18 protein-coding genes and 1 CRISPR repeat array are annotated in these 20,832 nt (G+C 72.1%); of the genes, 3 read left to right on the top strand and 15 right to left on the bottom strand.

Translation table 11 applies throughout. From position 1 onward, the window contains the following. Positions 1–41 precede the first annotated feature (41 nt). Entirely contained in the window at positions 42–620 is a 579-nt protein-coding gene (locus ACTZWW_RS12310; RefSeq protein WP_444781248.1) for a TRAP transporter small permease subunit, read from the top strand. Next, positions 617–1,945: a TRAP transporter large permease gene (locus tag ACTZWW_RS12305; protein WP_444781247.1), complete on the top strand. Its 1,329-nt coding sequence runs from the start codon at positions 617–619 to the stop codon at positions 1,943–1,945. Before ACTZWW_RS12310 ends, ACTZWW_RS12305 begins: the two co-directional genes overlap by 4 nt. Before the next feature lie 130 nt (positions 1,946–2,075). Here the strand turns inward: ACTZWW_RS12305 and ACTZWW_RS12300 are convergent, their stop codons facing one another. The 7 genes from ACTZWW_RS12300 to ACTZWW_RS12270 form a co-directional block, all read right to left on the bottom strand. Next, on the bottom strand, positions 2,076–3,053 hold the full coding sequence (locus ACTZWW_RS12300) for a D-2-hydroxyacid dehydrogenase (protein WP_444781246.1): 978 nt from the start codon (positions 3,051–3,053) through the stop codon (positions 2,076–2,078). After that, entirely contained in the window at positions 3,050–4,114 is a 1,065-nt protein-coding gene (locus ACTZWW_RS12295; RefSeq protein WP_444781245.1) for an Ldh family oxidoreductase, read from the bottom strand. The genes ACTZWW_RS12300 and ACTZWW_RS12295 overlap by 4 nt, the downstream gene beginning before the upstream one ends. After that, positions 4,114–5,007, bottom strand: a complete 894-nt coding sequence (locus ACTZWW_RS12290) for an NAD(P)-dependent oxidoreductase (RefSeq protein WP_444781244.1) — start codon at positions 5,005–5,007, stop codon at positions 4,114–4,116. Before ACTZWW_RS12290 ends, ACTZWW_RS12295 begins: the two co-directional genes overlap by 1 nt. Continuing rightward, positions 5,004–6,536: a tripartite tricarboxylate transporter permease gene (locus tag ACTZWW_RS12285; protein WP_444781243.1), complete on the bottom strand. Its 1,533-nt coding sequence runs from the start codon at positions 6,534–6,536 to the stop codon at positions 5,004–5,006. Before ACTZWW_RS12285 ends, ACTZWW_RS12290 begins: the two co-directional genes overlap by 4 nt. An 18-nt stretch (positions 6,537–6,554) precedes the next feature. After that, complete coding sequence (locus ACTZWW_RS12280) at positions 6,555–7,016, bottom strand: tripartite tricarboxylate transporter TctB family protein (protein ID WP_444781242.1); 462 nt, start codon at positions 7,014–7,016, stop codon at positions 6,555–6,557. Continuing rightward, a complete protein-coding gene (locus ACTZWW_RS12275) occupies positions 7,016–7,996 on the bottom strand; it encodes a Bug family tripartite tricarboxylate transporter substrate binding protein (protein WP_444781241.1) in 981 nt (326 codons plus the stop codon). Before ACTZWW_RS12275 ends, ACTZWW_RS12280 begins: the two co-directional genes overlap by 1 nt. An 89-nt stretch (positions 7,997–8,085) precedes the next feature. Beyond that, entirely contained in the window at positions 8,086–8,760 is a 675-nt protein-coding gene (locus tag ACTZWW_RS12270) for an RraA family protein (protein ID WP_444781240.1), read from the bottom strand. A 117-nt stretch (positions 8,761–8,877) separates the two neighbouring features. Here ACTZWW_RS12270 and ACTZWW_RS12265 point away from each other — a divergent pair, with 117 nt between their 5' ends. Continuing rightward, positions 8,878–9,780 carry a LysR family transcriptional regulator gene (locus ACTZWW_RS12265; protein WP_444781239.1) on the top strand — a complete coding sequence of 301 codons (903 nt, stop codon included), beginning with the start codon at positions 8,878–8,880 and terminating at the stop codon, positions 9,778–9,780. Positions 9,781–10,070: 290 nt separating this feature from the next. Here ACTZWW_RS12265 and cas6 read toward each other — a convergent pair whose 3' ends face one another. The 8 genes from cas6 to ACTZWW_RS12225 form a co-directional block, all read right to left on the bottom strand. Beyond that, the gene (cas6, locus tag ACTZWW_RS12260; RefSeq protein ID WP_444781238.1) at positions 10,071–10,931 is read right to left on the bottom strand and encodes a CRISPR system precrRNA processing endoribonuclease RAMP protein Cas6; all 861 of its coding nucleotides are present in this window, start codon (positions 10,929–10,931) and stop codon (positions 10,071–10,073) included. Between the two features lie 185 nt (positions 10,932–11,116). Beyond that, positions 11,117–11,856: a CRISPR direct-repeat array (repeat unit 37 nt; unit sequence GTTCTGAGGCCGCTTCCGCGTGGACGCGGACTGAAAC). A gap of 141 nt (positions 11,857–11,997) precedes the next feature. Next, positions 11,998–13,236, bottom strand: coding sequence for a TIGR02221 family CRISPR-associated protein (csx2, locus tag ACTZWW_RS12255; protein ID WP_444781237.1), 1,239 nt, complete (start codon positions 13,234–13,236; stop codon positions 11,998–12,000). Continuing rightward, the gene (locus ACTZWW_RS12250; RefSeq protein ID WP_444781236.1) at positions 13,233–15,302 is read right to left on the bottom strand and encodes a TIGR03986 family type III CRISPR-associated RAMP protein; all 2,070 of its coding nucleotides are present in this window, start codon (positions 15,300–15,302) and stop codon (positions 13,233–13,235) included. The genes csx2 and ACTZWW_RS12250 overlap by 4 nt, the downstream gene beginning before the upstream one ends. Next, on the bottom strand, positions 15,302–15,817 hold the full coding sequence (locus tag ACTZWW_RS12245; protein ID WP_444781235.1) for a hypothetical protein: 516 nt from the start codon (positions 15,815–15,817) through the stop codon (positions 15,302–15,304). The genes ACTZWW_RS12250 and ACTZWW_RS12245 overlap by 1 nt, the downstream gene beginning before the upstream one ends. Further along, positions 15,814–17,307, bottom strand: coding sequence for an RAMP superfamily CRISPR-associated protein (locus ACTZWW_RS12240; RefSeq protein ID WP_444781234.1), 1,494 nt, complete (start codon positions 17,305–17,307; stop codon positions 15,814–15,816). Before ACTZWW_RS12240 ends, ACTZWW_RS12245 begins: the two co-directional genes overlap by 4 nt. Continuing rightward, positions 17,304–18,893, bottom strand: coding sequence for a hypothetical protein (locus tag ACTZWW_RS12235; RefSeq protein WP_444781233.1), 1,590 nt, complete (start codon positions 18,891–18,893; stop codon positions 17,304–17,306). The genes ACTZWW_RS12240 and ACTZWW_RS12235 overlap by 4 nt, the downstream gene beginning before the upstream one ends. After that, positions 18,890–19,561 (bottom strand): RAMP superfamily CRISPR-associated protein, encoded by a 672-nt coding sequence (locus ACTZWW_RS12230; protein WP_444781232.1) that lies wholly within the window; start codon positions 19,559–19,561, stop codon positions 18,890–18,892. Before ACTZWW_RS12230 ends, ACTZWW_RS12235 begins: the two co-directional genes overlap by 4 nt. Next, positions 19,558–20,832, bottom strand: a 1,275-nt coding sequence (locus ACTZWW_RS12225) for a hypothetical protein (protein WP_444781231.1), incomplete at its 5' end; no start/stop codon positions are given. The genes ACTZWW_RS12225 and ACTZWW_RS12230, both read right to left, overlap by 4 nt.

The following is a 20,832-nucleotide window of genomic DNA, read 5'->3' as shown; positions in this document are numbered from 1 at the left end:
CAGCGCGGCGACGACGAAGCGGCCGAGGGCGGGGGAGGAGCATGAGCGCGAACACCACGGGCGAGGGCGCCGGCACGGACGCCGAGGACGCCTACGTCCCTGCCTTCTCGGAGGCGCCCTTCGGCGCGATCCTCGGCGGGCTCGCGGCGATCCTCTCGTCGATCGGGACCGCCTGGATCGGCGCGCTGATGCTGCTGATCATCGCCGACGTGGTGGGCCGCAACTTCCTCGACGCGCCGATCACCGGCGTCTCGGAGATCGCGGCGCGCTCGGTCGTCGCCATCGTCTTCCTCCAGGTCGCGGCCGCGATCCTGCAGCGGCGGCTCACCCGCGCCGACTTCGTGCTGCGGCGGCTCGAGGGCGCCTCGCCGCGCGCGCTCGCGATCTTCGAGACGGTCTTCGCGCTCTGCGGCGCAGTGATCTTCGCGCTCGTCCTGTGGGCGTCGTATCCCAAGCTCGTGGACGCCTGGCGCACGGCCGAGTTCTTCGGCGTGCAGGGCGTCTTCACGATCCCCACCTGGCCGTTCCGGCTGATCACGGTCGTCGGCTCCGCCCTCGCCGCGCTCGCGGCGCTCTACGTGGCGAACGACGAGATCCGCAAGGCGAGGCGTGCCCCATGACGACGCTCACCCTCGGCTTCGCCTTCATCGGGCTCCTCGTGCTCCTCGTCCTCGCGGGGATGCAGATCGCCTACGCGCTCCTCGGCGTCGCCTTCGTCGGCATCTGGGTCATCCGCGACAATCTCGGGCTCGCGTTCCGCATGCTCGAGCTCACCGCCTACAGCGGCATCGCGGACTACCTGTTCGCGACGATCCCGCTCTTCGTGCTGATGGGCCTGCTCGTGAGCGTGTCGAACGTGGGGCGCGACACGTTCGAGGTGGCCGAGGAGCTCTTGCGCCGGCTGATCTGCGGCCTCGGCGTCGCGACGGTGGCGGCGAACACGGTCTTCGCCGCGGTGACGGGCGTGTCCATCGCCTCGGCCGCGGTCTTCACCCGTGTCGCCGTCCCGGAGATGAAGCGCCACGGCTATCGCGCGGCGTTCGCGGCGGGGACGGTCGCGGGCTCCTCCGTGCTCGGCATGCTGATCCCGCCGAGCCTTCTGCTCATCATCTACGGCGTCCTCGCCGAGGTCTCGATCGGCGGCATGTTCATCGCCGGCATCGTGCCGGGCCTGATGCTGGCCGGCGGCTTCGTCGCCATGCTGATGACGGTCACGGTGCTGTTCCCGCGCTTCGTCCTTACCGACCCGAAGGCGAGCCGCGAGCGGCGCGCCGACCGGACGACGAAGCGCATGCCGCTCGGCACGATGGTCGCCAAGCTCGTGCCGATCGTCGTGCTCGTCGTGCTGGTCCTGGGCGGGCTCTATACCGGCTACTTCACGCCGACCGAGGCCGGCGGCGTCGGCGCCTTCGGTGCCCTCGTCGTCGCGCTGGCGCGGCGTTCGCTCGATCGCCGCAAGCTCTGGCAGGTGATGAAGCAGACGGGCGTCATCTCCGTCTCGATCCTGCTTCTCCTCATCGCCGCGAGCTTCTACTCGCGCATGCTCTCGATCGCGGGCCTGCCCAACGCCATCGCCGACCTCGTGGCGCAGTCCGGCTTCGGCCCGTACGGCTTCCTGCTTCTGTACACGATCATCATCCTGCTCATGGGGATGATCCTCGACAGCACCTCGATCCTCTTGATCATGGTGCCGATCGCCGCCCCGATCGCGCTCGGCATGGGCTTCGACCTGAGCCATTTCGGCATCGTCACCGTGCTCGCCGTGGAGATCGGGCTCCTGACGCCGCCCTTCGGGCTCTCCGTCTTCACGGTGCACAGCACGCTCGACGATCCGGACGTGTCGATCGAGCAGGTGTTCTCGGCGACGATGCCCTTCATCGGGGTGATGCTGCTCGTGCTGATCCTCGTCGCCCTGTTCCCGATCACGGCGACCCTGTTCCTCTGAAGCGGCAGGACGCCGCGCCGCCGCGGCCTAGAGCGCTATCCGACCTGACAGGATCAGGTCGGGCACTCTAGCTTCTTGTTTTTTCGCATCATTCTTCCCGCGACCGGCATCCACTCGCTGGGATGATGCTCTAGACGACGAGGTTGCGCGGCGTGCCGGCGAGGAAGGCGTCGATGGTGTCGATCAGCTGATCGGCGAGCCCCTGCGTCGCCTCCCGGCTCGCCCAGGCGACGTGGGGCGTGACGATGACGTTCTCGCGCCGGGCGAGCGCGTGGATCGGGTGATCGGCGCCCGGCGGCTCGGGGGTCGTCACGTCGAGGCCGGCGCCGGAGACGAGCCCCGCGTCCAGCGCCCGCGCGAGCGCCCCCTCGTCCACCAGCCCGCCGCGGGCGGTGTTGATCAGCAGCGGCGCGCGGCGCATCAGCCCGAACTCGCGCTCCGAGATCAGGTTTCGCGTCTGCGGCGTCAGCGGGCAATGCAGCGTGATCACGTCGGAGCGCGCCATCACCTCGTCGAAGGGCGTGTAGAGCGGCCCCATCCCGTCGACGCCCTTGTAGGACGAGAACAGGACCACCATCCCGAAGGCCTCCGCGATGCGCGCCACCGCCTTGCCGAGCGCGCCGTCCCCGACGACGCCCAGGGTCGAGCCTGCGAGATCGGCGATGGGGTAGTCGAAATAGCAGAACTGCCCGGCCTCCTCCCAGCGTCCTTCCGTTACCGATCGCGCATAGGGTACGAGCGAGCGGCGCAGCGCCAGGATCAGCGCGAAGGTGTGCTCGGGCAGCGTACGCGTCGCATAGGCGCGGATGTTCGAGACGCGGACGCCCGCCGCCGCGCAGGCCGCGATGTCTACGGGGTCGTAGCCCGTGGCCGCGAGGGCGACGAGCTTCAGGCGCGGCGCGCCCGCGATCGCGGCGGCGTCGATGCCCACCTTGTTGGTGACGACGACGTCCGCCTCGGCGATGCGCGCTGCGACCTCGTCGGGCCGCGTACGGGCGTGGACGACGAGGTTCGCCGGGCGGGCGAGATCCTTCAGGCGCACGCTCGGGGGGAGCGTGTCGCGGTCGAGGAAGACGATGGTGGGCGTGGCGCCCGCATCCGTGCTCATGCCGAGCCCGCCCCAGCGCTCAGGCCGTCGACGCCGACCTCGCGGGCGACGGCGTCCAGGTCGGCGACGACGTTGTTCGGCAGCGCGATGCCGCGCGCCGCGACGTCGCGGGCGCGTTCCGCCTCGACCTCGCCCGGCATGCGGATGCGCTCGAACCCCTCGGCCGGGGCGCTGCCCTCGAGCTCGGCCACGAGCGCGCCGGTGCGCTGCGCGAAAGCGGGGCCGAGATGGGTGCGCGAGAGATCGACGACGAGGAGGAAATGCCCGACGTCCTGCGTCAGCTCGTAGTCGGAATAGAGGTTGCCCATGGAGCCGGCGAAGCGCCCGCCGGCGAGCACGCCGGTGAGCACCTCCACCATGATCGCGAGCGCCGAGCCCTTGGCGCCGCCGAAGGGCAGGACGACGCCCTTCTCGGCGGCGGCGGCGTCCGTCGTCGGGCGCCCGTCGCGATCGAGCGCCCAGCCGGCCGGGATCGTCTCGCCGCGCTTGGCGCCCTCGACGATCTTGCCGCGCGCGACGACGGAGGTCGCCATGTCGAGGAGGAGCGGGGCCTCGCTCGTCGTCGGCGCGCCGAAGGTGATCGGGTTCGTGCCGATCACCGCCTCGCGCCCGCCGAACACCGCCATGGACGGCGGCGCGTTCGTCATGGCGAAGGCGAGGCAGCCGGCCTCGATCGCCTTCTCGACGTAGAAGGAGCCGGCGCCGTTGTGGTTGGAATGCGCGATCGAGGTCGCGACGACGCCCTGCTCGCGCGCCGCCGCGATCGCGGCCTCGAGGGCATGCAGGGTCACCACCGGACCGGGACCGTTGTCGCCGTCGACGTGGAGGAAGCCCGGCGAGGGCCGCTCGATCCGGATCTGCGGGCGCGCCTTCACGGCGCCCGCGACGATGCGCTTGGCGTAGATCGGGATGCGGGTGAGCCCGTGCGAGCCGTGACCGCGCAGGTCCGCGTGGACGAGGACGTCGGCGACGGTCTGCGCGTCGGCCTCGCCGAGGCCGGCCGCGGAGAAGACCGAGATCGCGAAGGCGCGCAGCCGCGCGACGGAGAAGGCGCGGGCCATCACGCGTCTCCCCCTCCGCGACCGTTGAGGAGGTCGTACAGCCGCCCCATCGCCGCGCTGTCGAGCTTCGCGAAGCCGGCGTTGCAGGTCGCCTGCATCATCTCCTGCGCGAGCGCGGTGGCGGGCTGGGCGCGGCGATGATGCGTGCCGACGGCGGCGGCGATGCCGAGATCCTTGCGCATCAATTCGGCCCGGAAGCCGCCGTCCAGCGCGTCGTCGACGTAGCGCTTGGCGTGCATCTCGAGGACGCCGCTGCGCGCCGCGCCGGTCGAGAGCACCTCGCGCATGACGTGCGGGTCGATGCCGGCGGCGCGGGCGAGGGCGATCGCCTCGAAGGCGCCCATCATGTTGACCGCGACCATGAGCTGGTTGCAGGCCTTCAGCGTCTGCCCCGCGCCGAGCGGGCCCACGTGGTGGATCGCCTTGCCCATGGCGTCGAGCACCGGCCGGGCGCGGGCGACGTCGCCCGCCTCGCCGCCGACCATGATGGTCAGCGTTCCCTCGTCGGCCCCCTTCCTGCCCCCGCTGACCGGCGCGTCGATCATGCGCGCGCCGACACCGGCCAGCGTCTTCTCCACGGCCTGCGCCTCGAAGGGCGCGATCGTGCTGCAGTCGACCAGGAGGCCGCCCTCCCAGGACTCCGACGCGAGGCCGCTGCCGCCCCCGACGACCGCCTCGAGCGCGCTCGCCTCCGGCACGCAGGTGACGACGATCCTCGCCGCGCGCGCCACTGCGGCGGGGTTCTCGACCACCCGTGCGCCGAGGGTGGCGAAGGCGTCGGCCTTCTCCCGCGAGGAGGTGGTGACGACGAGGGGATGGCCGGCGGCGAGGATGTTGCGGGCCATGCCCGCACCCATCACGCCGAGGCCGATGAAGCCGACCGTGTCGATCATGCTCTGCCTTTCGATGCTTGGGCGTCCGCCTCCTCGCGAGCCCGCGCGGCGAGCGCACGCTCGCGCCGAGCCGAGAGGAGGACGAGGAGGATCGCGACGAGCGCGAGGCCGATCGTGACGGGGTTCGTCAGGAACGGCGCGAAGGAGCCCTGCGAGCGCGTCAGCGCCTGGCGCAGCGCCTCCTCGAAGGGCGGGGTGATGATGAAGGTGATGAGCAGCGGCGCCACCGGAACGCCGGTGCGGTTGAAGACGAAGCCGAGCACGCCCGCGCCGATCATCACGAAGAGGTCGACGATGTTGTTGCGCGCCACGTAGCTGCCGGCGACGCAGACGAGGGCCACGCAGGGCATCAGGTAGATCTTGGGGATGCGCAGGGTCATCGCCAGCGGGCGCACGGCGAAATAGCCGATCACGCCCATCAGGATCGTCGAGAGAAGGAGCGCGACGTAGATCGTGTAGACGATCCCCGGCGCCGTCATGAAGATCAGCGGGCCGGGCGTCACGCCCTGGAGCACGAGGGCGCCGAGCAGGATCGCGGTGACGGCGTCGCCGGGGATGCCGAGCGCCAGCGTCGGGATGAAGGTCGCGCCGACGACGGCGTTGTTCGAGCTCTCCGAGACGGCGACGCCGCGGATGTCACCCTTGCCGAAGCGCGAGGCGTCCTTGGCCGAGCGCTTGGCGTCGGCATAGGCGAGGAAGGAGGCGATGGTCGCGCCGATGCCCGGCAGGATGCCGATGGCCGAGCCGATGGCGGAGGCGCGCAGCATGGGCATGCCCATGGACCGCAGCTCTCGGCTCGAGATCCGGTTCGCCGAGCGGTCCTCGACCCCGAGATCGACCTTCTGGGTGGTCTTCGAGAAGCCCTTCGTCGCCTCCTCGATGATCTCGGCGAGCGCGAAGAGCCCCACCAGCAGCGGCACGTAGGTCAGCCCGTCCATCAGCGAGGTCGAGCCGAAGGTGAAGCGCGGGATGCCGAGCATCGGGTCCGAGCCGATGGTGGCGAGCGCCATGCCGATGGAGGCGGACAGGAGCCCCTTCATCAGCGAGCCGCCGGAGAGGACGCCGATGATGAGGAAGGTGAAGAACAGGAGCGAGGCGATCTCCACCGGCCCGAAGCGCAGCGCGAACTGGGCGAGCTGCGGGGCGAGCATCACGAGGAGCGCGATGGAGAAGACCGAGCCGAAGACGGAGGCGAGGAGCGAGATCCGAAGCGCCTTCGTCGCGAGGCCGGCGCGGGCCATGGGAAAGCCGTCGAAGATCGTCGCGGCGGACGCCGGCGTTCCCGGCGCGTTGAGCAGGATCGCCGAGATCGAGCCGCCGAAGATGCCCGAGCCGTAGAGGCCGATGAGCATCACGAGCGCCTGCTCGGTGGGCATGAAGATCGTCAGCGGCACGGCGAGCGCCACCGCGATGTTCACCGACAGGCCGGGGATCGCGCCGATGACGAGGCCGATCACCACGGAGCCGAGCAGCGTCAGGAAGACGGCGGGCGTCGTGAAGCCCCACAGGGCGAGGAGGAGCGGATCCATCGTGAGGCTCCGGCCGGCTCAGAAGAGGAGGCCCGACGGCAGGGGGATGAGGAAGAGCTCGCGCAGGATGGCGTCGACCGCGATCGGCACGACGATCGCGAGGATCGCCGCGATGATCCACGAACGCGGCCGGTAGAGCGCGAAGACCGCGGCGAGGAAGAGGATCGAGGCCGCGAGGAAGCCGACGACGAGCATGCCGAGCGCGTAGGCGAGCGTCAGCCCGACGAAGAGGAGGCCGAGCCCGAGCCGATCGCCGCCGGTCGCCGCGTCCGAGCCGCCCGCGGGCTTCGCTTCGAGCGCCACCGCCACCGAGAAGAGGAGGACGAGGCCGCCCGCGAGATAGGGCAGGGCGGTCGGCCCCACCGTGTAGAACCCCCCGCCTCCCAGGAAGGGGTCGTCGCCGAGAGCGGGCACCAGCACGAGCAGGAAGGCGAGCGCAGCCGCGGCGAAGACGATCCCGAGGAGACGGGGGGCGTTCATCAGTTCGCCTCCGGACGCTCGCCGATGGCGTTGCGGATGGCGGCGGACATGTCGCTCATCGCCTGCTCGAACTCCTGGCCCGAGAGGTAGCCGGGCTCGATGTTCGCGCGCTCGGCCAGGGTCGCGAAGGTCTCCGACTGCATGGCGCGCTCGAAGCGCTCCTGGAGGTAGGCGATCGCCTCGTCGGGCGTCCCGGCGGGGGCGACGAGGCCCTTCATGTTCTCGAGGTTCACGTCGTAGCCGAGCTCGGAGAGCGCGGGCACGTCCGGGATCTGCGGCGCGCGGTCGGAGGTCGTGGCGATGGCGACGACGTTGCCGGCCTCCATCTGTGCCCTGGCGTCGCCGGGCGTGATGATGGCGAGGTCGACGTGGCCGCCGAGCAGCGCCGCGAGCGCGGGCGCCCCGCCCTGATAGGGCACGTGCTGCATCTCGATGCCGGCTTCCTTCTCGAAGACGAGGAAGGCCGAGTGCAGGATGCCGGCGGGACCGGAGGAGGCGTAGGCGAGATCGCCCGGGTTCGCCTCGGCGTGCTCGACCACGGCCTCGACGGAATCGAGCCCGCTGCCCGCCTTGGTGACGATGACCATGTGCTCGCGGTTCACGCGGGCGACGCCGCGGAACTGGTCGAGGCTGTAGTTCGTCTCCATGTGGTTGGGCACCGAGGTGCTCTCGCTGCCGCCGCCCACGAGGAGCGTGTGCCCGTCGGGATCGGCGTTGGCGACGATCTCGGCGGCGAGCGTGCCCGAGGCGCCGGGGCGGTTCACCACGACGAGGGGTACGGGGAAGAGCTCCTGCGCCGCCGACGCGATGAGGCGCGCGGTCTGGTCCGTGCCGCCGCCGGGCGCGAAGCCGACGACGATCTGGATCGGGCGGGTGGGCTCCCAGCCCTGCGCGGAGGCGGGGGCGGCGCTCAGGCCGAAGGCTGCGGCGAGGCCGAGGCCGACGGCGGTCGAGAGCAGGGTTCTCCTGGACGGCGTCATGCGTTTTCTCCCTTTCGTTTGCAGTGTCGCTGCGCGCCCTTGGCGGGCGTCTCGTTCGTTCACCGGTCTCGCGGCGTGGGGAGCGTGCGTCAGACGCCCGCGCAGCCCTTCTCCCGGAGGATCTGGTCGACCCAGGCGCGGTCCCAGCCCGCGCCGGCGATGGCCGCGAGCGTCTTCGCCTCGCGCTCCATCTGCGCGCGCCCGGCGGCGGCGATCTCCGCCGCCAGGGCCCGCGGCACGGCGAGCACCCCGTCGAGGTCCCCGACGATCACGTCGCCCGGCTCGATCACCATGCCGTCGAGCGCGATCGGCACGTTCACCTCGCCGGGTCCGTCCTTGTAGGGGCCGCGATGGCTCACGCCAGCGGCATAGACGGGGAAGTCGTCTTGGCCGATCGCGTCCATGTCGCGCACCGCGCCGTCGACCACGAAGCCGACGACGCCGCGCGAGCGGGCATGCGCGATGATGAGCTCGCCGATGAGCGCGTTCGTGAGGTCCCCGCCGGCGTCGACGACGATGACGTCGCCGGGCTCGGCCATGTCCGCGGCCTTGTGGATCATCAGGTTGTCGCCGGGGCGCGTCTTCACGGTAAGCGCCGTGCCGGCGAGGCGCCCGCCGCGATGCATCGGGCGCAGCCGCGCCCCGCCCGCGACCATCCGGCCGAGATTGTCGCTGAGGACCGCGCACGGGATATCGGCGAGCGCGCGCACGTCTGCCGTATCGGCGCGGACATGGCCTGCGAGGACGCGGAATCCGAGGCTCACGGAAGACCTCCCTGTCTTTGGTTATCGTTGGCGGGAGGGTAGGAACTGGCGTTACGTTGTGTCCAATATATTGTCGGTACCGTATTGATGCCTGTACGGCATCATCAGGAGGGCGGCATGCTCGAGACGCGGCTGATCCGCTCCTTCGTCCACGTGGCGGAGGAGCTCCATTTCGGGCGCGCGGCGCAGCGCCTCCACATCGCCCAGCCGGCGCTGAGCCGGCAGATCGCGCAGCTCGAGGAGCGCCTGGGCGTCGTCCTGCTCGAGCGCACCCAGCGCGCGGTGACGCTGACGGCCGCGGGCGCGGCCTTCCTGGAGCGCGCCTATCGCATCCTCGCCGACATCGAGAAGGCGGCGGACGAGGTGAAGCGCGTCGTCGCCGGCGAGGTGGGACGGCTCGTGGTGGGCTTCATCCATTCCTCCACCTACGGCATCGCGCCCCAGCTGCTGCGGCGCTTCCGTGACGCGTACCCCTCGGTGCGGCTCGACCTCTACGAGATGACGATCCAGGAGCAGCTGGAGGCGCTCGCCGAGGGGCGCATCGACGTCGGCCTCCTGCGCCCGCCGATCGCCGATCCGCTCCTCGACCACGCGGTGCTCGAGGAGCAGGACTTCCTCCTCGCCGTGCCCGGCTCGCATCCGCTCGGCGAGCGCGATCGCGTGTCGATCTCGGAGCTGTCGCAGGAGAGCTTCATCCTGTTCTCGCAGCGTAACAGCCCGCTCTTCCACGGGCGCATCGTGGCCATGTGCGAGCGCGGGGGCTTCGTGCCCCGTCTCGTGCAGAACGCGACGCAGATCCACACGGTGATGGGGCTGGTGAGCGCGAACATGGGCGTCGCCATCGTGCCCTCGGTCGCGCGGAACCTGCACATGCCCGACGTCCGCTTCCTCGCCTTCGAGGAGGCGTTCGATCCCGTCGCCGTCGGTCTCGCCTGGCGGCGCGACGCACGCACCCCGGTGCTGCACGCCTTCGTGGAGATGGGCCGCCAGGGCGCGGGGGCGCGCCGCCCGCCCTCGTGAGGCGCCGAGATCGGTGGGGTGTCCGCGCGCGTTCCGGTCGCGGGGTGCCGTATCGGTGGGAGGAGCTTTCGGCTGGTCGGCTCGGGTGCGGTTCGTGTTCGCGTTCGGCTTTCAACGCGCGAAGCCCCGCGGGCGTGAGGCTCGCGGGGCTTCGGGGTCGTGTCGACTCGGTCGCGGGGACGTGAAACCACCGAGTGCGAACGAGGTCAGTCCCTGGGCAAGCCGAAGGTTCGACATCGGAGACCGGCCGGTCGACATGAGTCGCACGGCGGAAGCCGCGCTCGCAGTGCTCACCCCAACGCGACTTCCACCCGCCCGAACCCGATGGCCGCATGGCTGCCGATGTGGGTATCACGGGCGAGGAGCAGGTACGGGGCGAAGGGGCCGAGCGGGCCGTGGATGCGGACCGCCCCCAGGAAGCCGCTGACGGGGATGGGCGTATCGCCGCCGCGTTGGGACCAGCGTGTCATGCGCACGGGAATGGTCTCCAGCGCCTCGACGGAGAGCCGCGCGGCGGCGATGCGGGCGGCGGCGCGGTCGAAGGTGGGCGCGAGGCCGGACCAGGCGGCCAGCCCGTTGACGCGCTCGACGCAGGCGACGAGCAGCGCGTCCGGCGCGGCCGAGAGCCGCCCGCCGGAGCGGATGACGAGGGGCGTGAGGAAGCGCACGTGCGCCTCCCGCGCCGCGGGCGCCGGCCAGGGCGGGCTCGCCCGGCGCATCAGGCAGTCGAGCGGGGCGAACGGCACGCGCATGCCCCGCGGCTTCAACGCCACGCCGCCGGCGAGCGCCTCGACAAGCGCCTCGCGGGCGTCGTCGGCGTGGATGCGCGCCGCCCCGAACAGCCGCAGGTCGACGATCAAGACGTCGCCGCGCACGTCGACGTCGATCACGAAGGGCCGCGGCGCCTGCCCCTCGCCGAACAGCGTGTCGAAGGCGCGCGGTCGCCCGAACGGGTCCGCCCGCCGGGGCGGAGGCCGATCCGCCAACGCCCGCCCGAAGGCGCCGCGGATGCGCACCGGCAGATCCGGATGATCCTCCAGCCCCCGCGGCCGCGCCGCGACGACCCGGATCTCCTCGTGCTGCCAGAGCGCGAGGAGGGCGTCTGGGTCGACGCTGGGGGCGGTGTTCGGGGGTTGCGCGGGGGCGTGCATGGAGGGAGCGTAGCGGGGGCGGAGGGGGTTGGGAATAGGGGAGCCCGGGATGCGGTGGGGATGCGAAAATGACGGCTGTTTCCACGATGGGGTGAAGATCGGGGGCTTTCGATGCGAAAATGTGGCACCCATCGTGGATTCGGGCCTCGGACAGGAAAGTCTTGACAGGACCTGCGGGAGGGGGTGTTCTGAGGCCGCTTCCGCGTGGACGCGGACTGAAACGACCGGAAGAAGTCCGACGCCGGGTGTTGGGCACTCGCCGTTCTGAGGCCGCTTCCGCGTGGACGCGGACTGAAACCGAGACCGCACCGGTGGCGGTGTCGACGAAGAGGTTCTGAGGCCGCTTCCGCGTGGACGCGGACTGAAACCGTGGTCGACGAAGCCGTAACCCTTGTGGTGGTTCTGAGGCCGCTTCCGCGTGGACGCGGACTGAAACCTGATCAGCTCGTAGTCGCCGCCGAGCGTGTCGTTCTGAGGCCGCTTCCGCGTGGACGCGGACTGAAACGCGATCTGCACATCAGCGGAGATACGCTCGAGTTCTGAGGCCGCTTCCGCGTGGACGCGGACTGAAACCCCCGAACGCTTCCAGCCGGCTGTCGGCACGGTTCTGAGGCCGCTTCCGCGTGGACGCGGACTGAAACGAGCATCTCGCGGGGCTCGCCAACGGGATAGCGGGTTCTGAGGCCGCTTCCGCGTGGACGCGGACTGAAACGCGGCCGGGCCGCCGTTCACGAACGGGATGTGTTCTGAGGCCGCTTCCGCGTGGACGCGGACTGAAACCAGATAGCCTCGCTCGCTGGTGATGATAGAGCTTCTGGTTCTGAGGCCGCTTCCGCGTGGACGCGGACTGAAACCTCCCCCCGTTCGTGAGCCGCATGTACACGGTGCGTTCTGAGGCCGCTTCCGCGTGGACGCGGACTGAAATCCGCCGTAGCAGTTGGAAGCGATCGCCAGAGCAGTCGTCTCGGTCATCATCCGCGTGGCTGCGCATGGAGAAGCGCCCAGGCGCGCCTCGCTGCGTTTCGTGCGCTCGGCTCAGGATGAGCCCCGCCCGCGGATGCGGCGGTCAAGCAGGCAACAGCCGTTCCAGCAGGGCCACCAGTGCACGCTCGTCCGCCAGGGCGGCCTCGACCACCGAGCCCTTCTTCGGAACGCTGGCGTGCGCGAGCGTGTTGCGAAGGTCCTTGAGCGTCAGGAAGTCGAGCGCCTGATGGCGCTCCGTGTGCCGAGCACCTGCCACCCTCTTCTCGACGATCGCGTCAGCGTCTTTGCGGTAGCGGTCTTGTGCCTGTCTTCGCGCGCTCCTGACGCGCGGGTCCTTCCCCTCCGCCTCCATCCGCCGCGACACTTCCGCCTCGAAGCCGTGCAGCGCCGCGCGGAGGTAGTCGCCGGCGGCGAGCGCTGTTCGGGCGAGCGCCGCCTGGCGGGCGGAGTGCGTCGCGTTGGCGCGCCAGGCGAGACGCGCGGACAGGGCCGGCGCGACGAGCGGCGCAACGGGGCCCTGCGCCGACGCGAGCGCCGAAACGAGGGCGTCGAGCGCCGGCACGGCCTCGTCCAGCCGGCCCGCCTGCTCCAGGAAGTCCGCATGGTCGAGGCTCGCGGCGAGGTCGGCGTCCGCGCCGCCCTCGACCGCGCGCGCCAGCGGCCCGATCCGCCCGGTCGCGTCGTAAACCGCGAGCGCGCGCACCCAGCGCATCAGCGAGACGAGCCCATCGAGCCGCAGCACGGGGGCAACCCCGGCCTCCGTCTTCAGGGACATGGCGCCGTAGTACACGCCGTCGATCGGCGCGGGCGCCAGCGTCTCGAGTGCGAGCGCGGCGGCGAGCGCGGTCATCGGCAGGTGGCGCAGGCCGTTGGTGACGTCGAGAACGAGTCGCGCGTACGGGGGGACGCGGTCGTGCAGCAACGGCAGGAGGCTCAGGGCCTCCGCCTCCGTACGCCCGTAGGGCAGCACGACCGGCTCGACCGTGGTGCCGTAGGCAGCCGTGAACCGCTCCCGGGCTTCCTCGAGCAGCGCCTCGTCGAACGTGTTCCCGTACGACTTCGCGTTCGCCTCGGCCTCCGCCTGGAGACGCGCCTGGAGATCGCTCTCGCCGTCGAGCGCCCGCAGCGCCACGCCCCACCCGCTCCCCGACGTTCCCGCCAGCACGACCCGATCCGGCGCCATCCCCTCCGCCCGCAGCTCCTCGACCAGAGCCGTCGCGAAGAACGCTGTGGCCCGCGTGCGCCCGGAGGGAAAGAGGTAGGTGACGGGGTCGTAGAGGCCGCTGCCGAGAAAGGTGAGGAGGATGCGGGGGGCGGTCATGGGCGGGGCCGGTTTGGCGCGGGCGGCTGCGGCTTGCGGCGGAGCTTCTGCACCTCCGCGATCGCGGAAGGGACCACCTTGGCGGGCTTGCCAAAGAACGTGACCTCGACGGGACGATCCTGCGCGATGTGCTCGTCGGTCAGGTCCTGCTGCAATACCGCTTCGTCACCGCTGACGGTGACCGCGGTCCCGTTCCGAAACCGTGTTCCGGGCGCCGGCATGTTCTCGGGCGGCTTCTTGTAGGCCCGCAAGATCATGGCTTCGTTTTCGTCGCCCCCCCTGCGAGCCCGAAATGCATCCAGGGGCATGTAGGTCAGCGGGCCGGCAAGTCCGTGCGCCCCATCGGGATGCGCCTTCGTTGCTCCAGGGGTCGCCATCCTCAGGAGCATCGCGATGGTTTCGCCGCCCTGCCAACGCGGCCCGGCTTCGCGCACCATGTACGCCTCGAACGCGGCTCGCAGCTCGGCGCTGCTCGGAACCGCGCGTCCGTCGTTCGCGCGCAGCCCCGATGCGAGCGCTCTGTCGTCGAGCTCGAACCGGATCTGGCCGAAGCCGAACGGCTTTCCCATCCCTACCGCGTGGGCGCAGCTCTCGCGTCCGCCGAACGTCATCGCCCAGAGGAGAGCACCGAGCTCGATACGGTGCAGATTGTGGACGCGCAGGCGTCCCCTGAATCGCGTGCCGGCAGGCAAGGTGCGCAGGATCGATTGCTGCGAGACCTTGTCCTCAAGGCCCTCCAGCATCTGCACCTTCGCGGTGTCGGGCTGTCGCACCGGATAGCGCTTCCAGCCGCGCAAGCGAGCATCGCTGTTCATGTACGTCGCATACGCGACGGAGCCGAGGCGGCCATCACCGGCATCGGCCTGCTCGAGGTATGCCGGGTAGAAGCTCGCCTTCGGCTGGGAGAGGATGCCGGGCGGCTGCCTTTCGGCTTCCGCGTTTCCGATCTTCATCGCATGCCCGAAAGCGACACGCCCGCGCAGCGCACCCGAGCGGTCTCCAGCCGCGGGTGCTTCCTCGTCGATCCGGCCGAAGATCAGCTCGGCGAGGTCCGGCCTCGCGCGTCTCTCGTGCGCGCGCTGCCCGCTGTTGCGGCGCAACTCGTGGACCGTCGCACGGCCCGGATAGCGGAACATGCGCGCAAGGCCGAGTGCAGCGACCCCGCTCCCGTCGGTAACGTAGAAGACGGGGATACGATGCGCGCCGCGCCAGAACTCCCAGCTCGACTCGTTGTCTTGGAAAACGCCCCTGCCGACCGGATCGGACGCCTTGTCGCGATCTTCATGGACGTCCCGGAACTTCTCCATGATTTCGGTTCGGACCGGAACGCGCTTGCCGCTGTCGTCGTAGAAGACGAAATCGAGCTTCTTGCTGCCGCTCGGCTGACCCGTGAGGACGATCGTCACTTCACGGGCGTTCGGATCGTCTTCGTCACAAAGCTCGACGACATGCCGATCAGGATCCGTGCTGGCGGTCTTGTCGCGGACCCAGGCCGTCAAGGCGTGCTCATCCTGTTTCCAGCGCTTCGCGACGTCACGGTGTTTGGACGGGGCTTGCTTCCATTTCTCGTCACCGAGATTCGTGATGCCGAGACTACTCGTCGCGATCCGCGCGTATTTGCAGCGCTCGATCGTCCACCCGTCTGCAGCATCGTACCGCAGCCAACCGGCGTTCACGCGCCGAACGAAATCTCGGTACTCCTTCCCACCCGCAGGGGTCAGATCGCGAATGGCGAAGCGGCGGTTCGCGACCGGATGGAAGCGGCCGAAGGACGCGATCTCGACGACAGCGCGAACCATGCCTTTCAAGGTGGATCCCGGGAGGTATTCCCGCTCACCTTCCGGCGCACGAACGAAATCGACCACCGTAATGCCATCGTCCTGCTTCGTCCGCTCGCCGCCGACGATCAGCGGTGTCAACGCGAGCAAGGTGAAGTTCACGACACCGCTGAAGCCGTCCGCGAGCGGCACGTCCTGCGAGACGGCGTCGTGCCAGTCCGGCAGGCAGACCCTATCGGGCAGCGGCACGAAATTGTAGGGCGCATGGATCGGGTCCCGCCGCTTCATCACACCCCCTCCAACCCCTCGAACCCCAGGAACCGCGCCGCCACCGCACTGGCCGGCCCGCCCGCATCCGCCCGCCAATAGCGCCGGTAGACGAGCCCCGTCGCGAAGCGGCCGGTCCCGTCCTTCAGCGTCGACACGTGCACCACGCGCTCGGCCAGATGGGTCGGCTCGCCCGCGGCCTCGGCGTACCGGACGAGGCGCCAGCCCGCGGGCGCGCCCGGGCCCTCGTCCTCGTGGTCGACATGGAGGCTCGCACCGTCGGCGAGCGCGAGCTCGGCGGCGAAGAGGCGGCCGGGGAGCGCGAGGGCGGCGCCGGTGGAGAGCCGCCGGGGGCCGCCGTCGCCCCACAGCCAGCCTTCGCGGGGACCGTGGGCGCCGATCGCGGCCGCCAGGGCCTCCACACCGTCGGCGGCGGGAACGTGCGACGCCTCCACCACGAGGCGCACGGGGCTGAAATGACCGCACGTGTCGAAGAGCGCGTCGAGATCGGCGGCGAGCGTCGCGAGCGTCGTCATCCCACGGCCTCCCCGCTCTCGGCCCAGCCGGCGAGCGGCTCCAGATCGGACGCGTCGCCGGTCATGAAGCCGTGTCCCTTGTTGGCGCCGGCGCCGAGCGCGAGGCGGCCCTCGACGAGATCCCGCAGCGCCTCGACGAAGGCGCGGCGCGCGGCGGCGTCGACGTCCCCCGCGTGGTCCAGGTGCAGCCGGATCGGGATCTTCCCGCGCCAGGCGAGCTCCTCGCCATAGAGGATGCCCGGCAGCACCCCGCCGGTGAAGCGGTCGATGCCGTTGTGCCAGAGCACGCCGGTCGCGATGTCGTCGTCCTCGATCACCACGTCGTCGATCAGCACACGCCCGATGGCGGCGACGGGGTCTCCGTCGCGCCGCCCCTTCGCCGCGCGCTCGTCGGTCTCGTGCACGTAGCCGAACAGCGCGTCGACATCCTGAGGGCGCATCTGCTCCAGGGTGGGCGCCTGCGTCGTCACGACGTGATCCGACGTCTTCGCGCCGCCGGCCAGCGCCTCGCGGTGCTTGATCAGGTGGTAGTGGAACACCGTGCGGTGGCGCAGCGCGCCCTTGATCGCCGTGGCGGGCACGACGAAGCGCGGCGTCTCCTCGATGCGGCCGGAACGCCCGGCCTGGTCCCAGACCACCGCCCGCTCGGTGAGCGGGAAGAGGTGTGGCGGCTTGTCCTCGCTCGTGGCCCGCGCGGGTTCCTTGCCGCCGCCGATCCGCCAGAAGTCGAACGGCTTCAGCGCGATCGCGACGCCGCCCTCCTCCGGCTCACCCGCGTCGGTCGTGATCACCCCCTCGGGCAGCGGCGCGTCGAGCCGTCCCGGCCACGCCGCGAAGGTCGCGCGGTCGTCGGCGCGCGCGAGGTCGAGGCGGATCTCGGAGATGCGCACACACCACAGCCGCCCGTAGCCGCGCCGCGCCCCGCCGCCGATGGCGAGCCATGGATCGCGCAGGGCGGCGCGGACGATGGTGTCGGCGTCGTCGTCCGGCCCGTCGAGCAGGATCGAGACGTCGACCGTGAAGCGATGGCCGCGCGGCAGGGCGGCGCGGTCGAACTTGGCGCGGTCGGCGGCGACGCCGCGATGATCGAGGCGCACGTGGTCGCGGCGCATCGGCGCGGTCTCGAGCGCCGGGCCGAGGATCGGATCGGCGGCGATCGCCGCTGCGTCGACGCGCTCCACCGGCCCGTCGACGGGGACGCCTCGGCAATCGTGGATCGCGCCCCAGCTCAGCGTCACGGTGGAGACCTCCGGGCCTTTCCCGGCGGCGCCGCGGGAGCGGCCGAACAGGCGCTCGGCCGTCTCCTCGTTCTGCGCGCGCAGCACGATCCGCCGCAGCACGCCGGCGAGCGCCGAGCCGGGCAGCGTCGGCAGGCCGAAGGCGTCGCGCACGAGCGAGACGTCGGTGTGGACGCTCGCCTCGCCGCCGCCGATGGAGAGCGGCGAGGCGGCCTCCAGCACCACGCGACCGAGCCAGCGATGCCGGGTCATCTGCGTCCTCCCGCGAGCGGGTCGGCGACGCGCAGGCGATCCGTCTCCCGCGCCATCCGGTCCGCCGCCATGGCGAGCACGTCGGGGGCGTCGAGATCCGAGCGCCCCGCGAGCCGCGCGATCTCGTCGGCGAGGACGTCAGCGTGCGTGCGGCCCGGGCCGACGGGCTTCGTCCAGATCGTGTCGTCCACCGTCCCGTTCTTCATCTTCATCGTCGGCTCGCTGAAGACGGCGCCGTGAAGGTCCCCGGCCGACCGGCCGCGCGCAGCGCGGGCCGCTTCCGCCACCGCGTTCCACTGCGCGCGCGAGGGGCCGGCGAGCCCGTCCGCGCCGGCGCCGAGATAGTTCTCGGCGTCGTGGTAGGCGCGCATGAAGACGCGGACCGTCTCGGCCACCGCCGCCTCGCTCGCCGCGGTTCGGTCGCGGGCGCCGGTGCGGGCGCGCATCCAGGCGACGAGGGCCGGCGGCTCGCCGGTCGGCGCGGCCGACGCGTCGCGCACGGGAACGCGCGGCTCGTCCCAGGCGGCTGGGCGATCGCCCGCGAGCAGCGGCGGGTCGATCCAGACGTGGCCGAGCCCTGCGGCGCGGTGGAGGCCCACACGCCGCACGCCGCGGACGCCGCCGCGGACGTCCTCGAAGACCAGCACGCTGCCGGGAGCGATCACCGTGCGCTCGACGTCGGTGACGCCCCAGCGGCCGTTGAAGGGCGCATAGCTGCGCGTAGCGAGGGTGGACCGCTCCGGCGCGAAGCGCCCGCCGTCGAGCCCGAAGTCGGCAGGGTCGAGGGCGGTGTCGTCCGCGTCCGGACGCGCAGGCAACGCGAGATCGGAAAGGACCCAGACGACGACCCGACCCGAGGCGGTTCCCCCGGGCGCGGCCGAATCGGCGGCCGGCAACCGGGTGATCGTCACGCCGCCGAACTCGGCCGAGCGCGAGCGGCCGAGCCGGGCGGCGCGGCCGTCCGGCGACGCGAGGAGCGCGACCAGCGCCTCGAAGGCGGCCGCGTCCGCCGCCGGGTCGGCGGCGAAGGCGCCGACATCCGCCTCGATCTCGGCGAGGAAGGACTGGCCCGCCTCCACCGCCTCCGCCCCGAACAGCAGGCCGTCCGCGGCCACGCCGCGGGTGCGGTCGATCGCGGTCTTGAGCCGGTAGGTCTTGCGCACGCGCACCTCGCCGAGCGCGGCGTCGAGGAAGCCGTCCTTCAGCGGCTCGAGCTGGACGCCCGCGCGCCGCGCCGCCCGGGCGAGGTTCTCGACCTTGCCCGCGACCAGCCTGCCGTCCGCGAGATGCGCGCTCGCGTCGAGATCCGCCTTGGCGACGTGCAGCACCCGCGGCGTCGGGCGGCCGATCCGGCCCTCGGCCGAGAGCGGCAGGCCGACGCCGAAGCGCACGGCGCCGCCGTGCAGCACCGTCCAGCGGTCGAGATCGGCCTGCGCGTCGGAAAGGCGCGAGGCGGCGAGGCCGAGGAGCGCCGCGCCCGGCACGATCGAGAGCGAGCGATGCCCGCCGGTCGTCGCGCTGCTCGCGCTGAACACGCAGGCGTCGTCGAGGTCGATGCGCAGGCGCGCGCGGCGGATCGTCGTCATGCCGCCTCCGACAGCGCGAGCGTGCAGCGGCCGAGCCCGCGGGTGCGCCCGCCGCCCACGGCCCGCACGAAGGGCGCCGCGGCGACGAGCACGTCGAGCCAGCGCTCGGCGAGGGCGAGCGCGGCGGCGGAGGCGCCGGGGGGCGGCGGCAGCAGGTCGATGCGCGCCTCGAGCCCCACCGGCACCGCCGCCTCGACGGTGCGGAGCGTCGCGGCCTTGGCCGAGCCGTGGTCGTCGATCGCGGTCGCGGCGAGCGTGGTCACCAGCGTTCGCACGAGCACGGCCCGCTCCTCGGCGTCGAGATGGGCGAGATGCGCGAGCGCGGCGGGTTCGAGCCGCGCGTCGGAGACCGCGAGCCGGCCGGGCACCGTGCCCCGGTTCGCCCGCGGCCGCGCCGCGCCGGGCACGGCCTCGAAGCCGCTCGTGCCGAACAGGATCGACGCCGCGTCCGCGGGCAGCGGGTGCCCCCCGACCTCGGCCCCGAGATCGGCGAGGCTCGCCACCGCCTCGCGCAGCAGGCCGCGCAGGCTGCGCCCCGGCAGGACGGGCAGGCCGAGCGCGTCGCGGGCGATCACCGCATCGAGCATCGCCGAGGCGCCGCGGCCCGTGCCGCAATGCCAGTAGGAATGGAGCGCGACGGACACGCGCGCAGCGGCGGGGGCGCTCATGCAGCCTTCTCCCCGGATGCGCCTCGGCGGCTGCGCCGGCCGATCTGGACGAGGGCGAAGGCGTCGAGCAGCGGCGTCGCGGGTGGGCCGCCGTCGCGCCCCGGCGCGAAGGGCTCCTCGGCGCCTTTCGGCACGCCGAAGGCGGCGAGCGCACGATCGAAATCGTCGAGCCAGCGGCCGGCCCGCGCCTCCATGATCTCCCGCCAGCGGCGATAGTCGAGCCGCGCCTGGAACGGCGTCGCGGCGAGCGCGCCGAGGTAGCGGCGCAGCGGGCCGCGGGGGAAGCCCTCGGTCGCGATCACGTCGGCGAGCTCGGCCAGCGCGTCGAAAGACGCCATGTCCCGCGCCTCCCCCGAGACGACGTAGGGGTTGCAGGTGAGCCGGCGCGCGTCGGCACCCCGGCCCAGCGTCAGCTCGCCCTCCAGCGCCTCGCCGTAGGCATCGGCGAGCGCCGTCGTCACCCGGTGGAAGGCGAGGGTCGCCGGCGGGGCGCCGGGGCGGCCGGCCTGCGCCCCCGCCGCGGCCTTCTTGGCCGCCCCCTTGGCGAACTTCGTAAGGCTCTCGGACAGGTCTCCCGCTTGGTCGAGCGGGTGGTTGGCGTTGACGAGGACGATTCCCGCCCCGGCGGAAAGCGCCGGGGGCACCGCCGCCTCCAGCGCCGCGCCGCCGAGCGCGCGGGCCGTCTCGCGCACCGGAGCCAGCGCATCGCGGGTGCGCGTCTCGAACGCGCGCAGGTAGGCGGCGGCGAAGTCGACGGCGCAGTCGCCGCGCACCAGGATGGTGAGGTCGTCGCCGCCGAGCACCAGCGGGCGCGCGGGCAGGACGCGCGCCTCGGGCGCGGGGGTCTCCCACATCGCGCCTATCGCATCCTGCGCCGCCAGCGCCGTGGCGGTGCCGATGGCGTTCGACAGGGCGAGGAGGAAGCCGGCGCCGGCGTCGGCGTCCGCGACGGCGGCGAGCGCGGACTGCACGGCGATCAGCGTCTCGCCGAGCCGGTTGCCGTCGGCGTGGACGAGGCCAACCGTCCGGTCCTCGCCGGAGAAGGGGAACACGACGGCGCCGCGGGGCGCCTCGGCGGCGTCCATCTCGGTGGGGAAGACGCAATCGGCGAGCGCCGGCGGGAGCATGCGCCGCTCCAGGCCCACCGCGCCGCCCGCGCGCTTGCCGTCGCGGCGCGCCCGCGCCACGGCGACCCGCCGCGCCAGCGTGCCGGCGTCGAGCGCCTCCTCGCCGGTGACCTTCGGTTCGCGGCCGGTGCGGATCGCCTCGAC

Source organism: Salinarimonas sp. NSM (assembly GCF_052380005.1).
GTDB lineage: Bacteria > Pseudomonadota > Alphaproteobacteria > Rhizobiales > Beijerinckiaceae > Salinarimonas.
The sequence above is the reverse complement of the archived record's forward strand: the minus strand, read 5'-3'. Positions and strand labels throughout refer to the sequence as shown.

Excerpts from the sequence above, each read along its gene's own strand:
- ACTZWW_RS12310 (WP_444781248.1), top strand. The coding sequence starts at position 42 with ATGAGCGCGAACACCACGGGCGAGGGCGCCGGCACGGACGCCGAGGAC.
- ACTZWW_RS12305 (WP_444781247.1), top strand. The coding sequence starts at position 617 with ATGACGACGCTCACCCTCGGCTTCGCCTTCATCGGGCTCCTCGTGCTC.
- ACTZWW_RS12300 (WP_444781246.1), bottom strand. The coding sequence starts at position 3,053 with ATGAGCACGGATGCGGGCGCCACGCCCACCATCGTCTTCCTCGACCGC.
- ACTZWW_RS12295 (WP_444781245.1), bottom strand. The coding sequence starts at position 4,114 with ATGGCCCGCGCCTTCTCCGTCGCGCGGCTGCGCGCCTTCGCGATCTCG.
- ACTZWW_RS12290 (WP_444781244.1), bottom strand. The coding sequence starts at position 5,007 with ATGATCGACACGGTCGGCTTCATCGGCCTCGGCGTGATGGGTGCGGGC.
- ACTZWW_RS12285 (WP_444781243.1), bottom strand. The coding sequence starts at position 6,536 with ATGGATCCGCTCCTCCTCGCCCTGTGGGGCTTCACGACGCCCGCCGTC.
- ACTZWW_RS12280 (WP_444781242.1), bottom strand. The coding sequence starts at position 7,016 with ATGAACGCCCCCCGTCTCCTCGGGATCGTCTTCGCCGCGGCTGCGCTC.
- ACTZWW_RS12275 (WP_444781241.1), bottom strand. The coding sequence starts at position 7,996 with ATGACGCCGTCCAGGAGAACCCTGCTCTCGACCGCCGTCGGCCTCGGC.
- ACTZWW_RS12265 (WP_444781239.1), top strand. The coding sequence starts at position 8,878 with ATGCTCGAGACGCGGCTGATCCGCTCCTTCGTCCACGTGGCGGAGGAG.
- cas6 (WP_444781238.1), bottom strand. The coding sequence starts at position 10,931 with ATGCACGCCCCCGCGCAACCCCCGAACACCGCCCCCAGCGTCGACCCA.
- csx2 (WP_444781237.1), bottom strand. The coding sequence starts at position 13,236 with ATGACCGCCCCCCGCATCCTCCTCACCTTTCTCGGCAGCGGCCTCTAC.
- ACTZWW_RS12250 (WP_444781236.1), bottom strand. The coding sequence starts at position 15,302 with ATGAAGCGGCGGGACCCGATCCATGCGCCCTACAATTTCGTGCCGCTG.
- ACTZWW_RS12245 (WP_444781235.1), bottom strand. The coding sequence starts at position 15,817 with ATGACGACGCTCGCGACGCTCGCCGCCGATCTCGACGCGCTCTTCGAC.
- ACTZWW_RS12240 (WP_444781234.1), bottom strand. The coding sequence starts at position 17,307 with ATGACCCGGCATCGCTGGCTCGGTCGCGTGGTGCTGGAGGCCGCCTCG.
- ACTZWW_RS12235 (WP_444781233.1), bottom strand. The coding sequence starts at position 18,893 with ATGACGACGATCCGCCGCGCGCGCCTGCGCATCGACCTCGACGACGCC.
- ACTZWW_RS12230 (WP_444781232.1), bottom strand. The coding sequence starts at position 19,561 with ATGAGCGCCCCCGCCGCTGCGCGCGTGTCCGTCGCGCTCCATTCCTAC.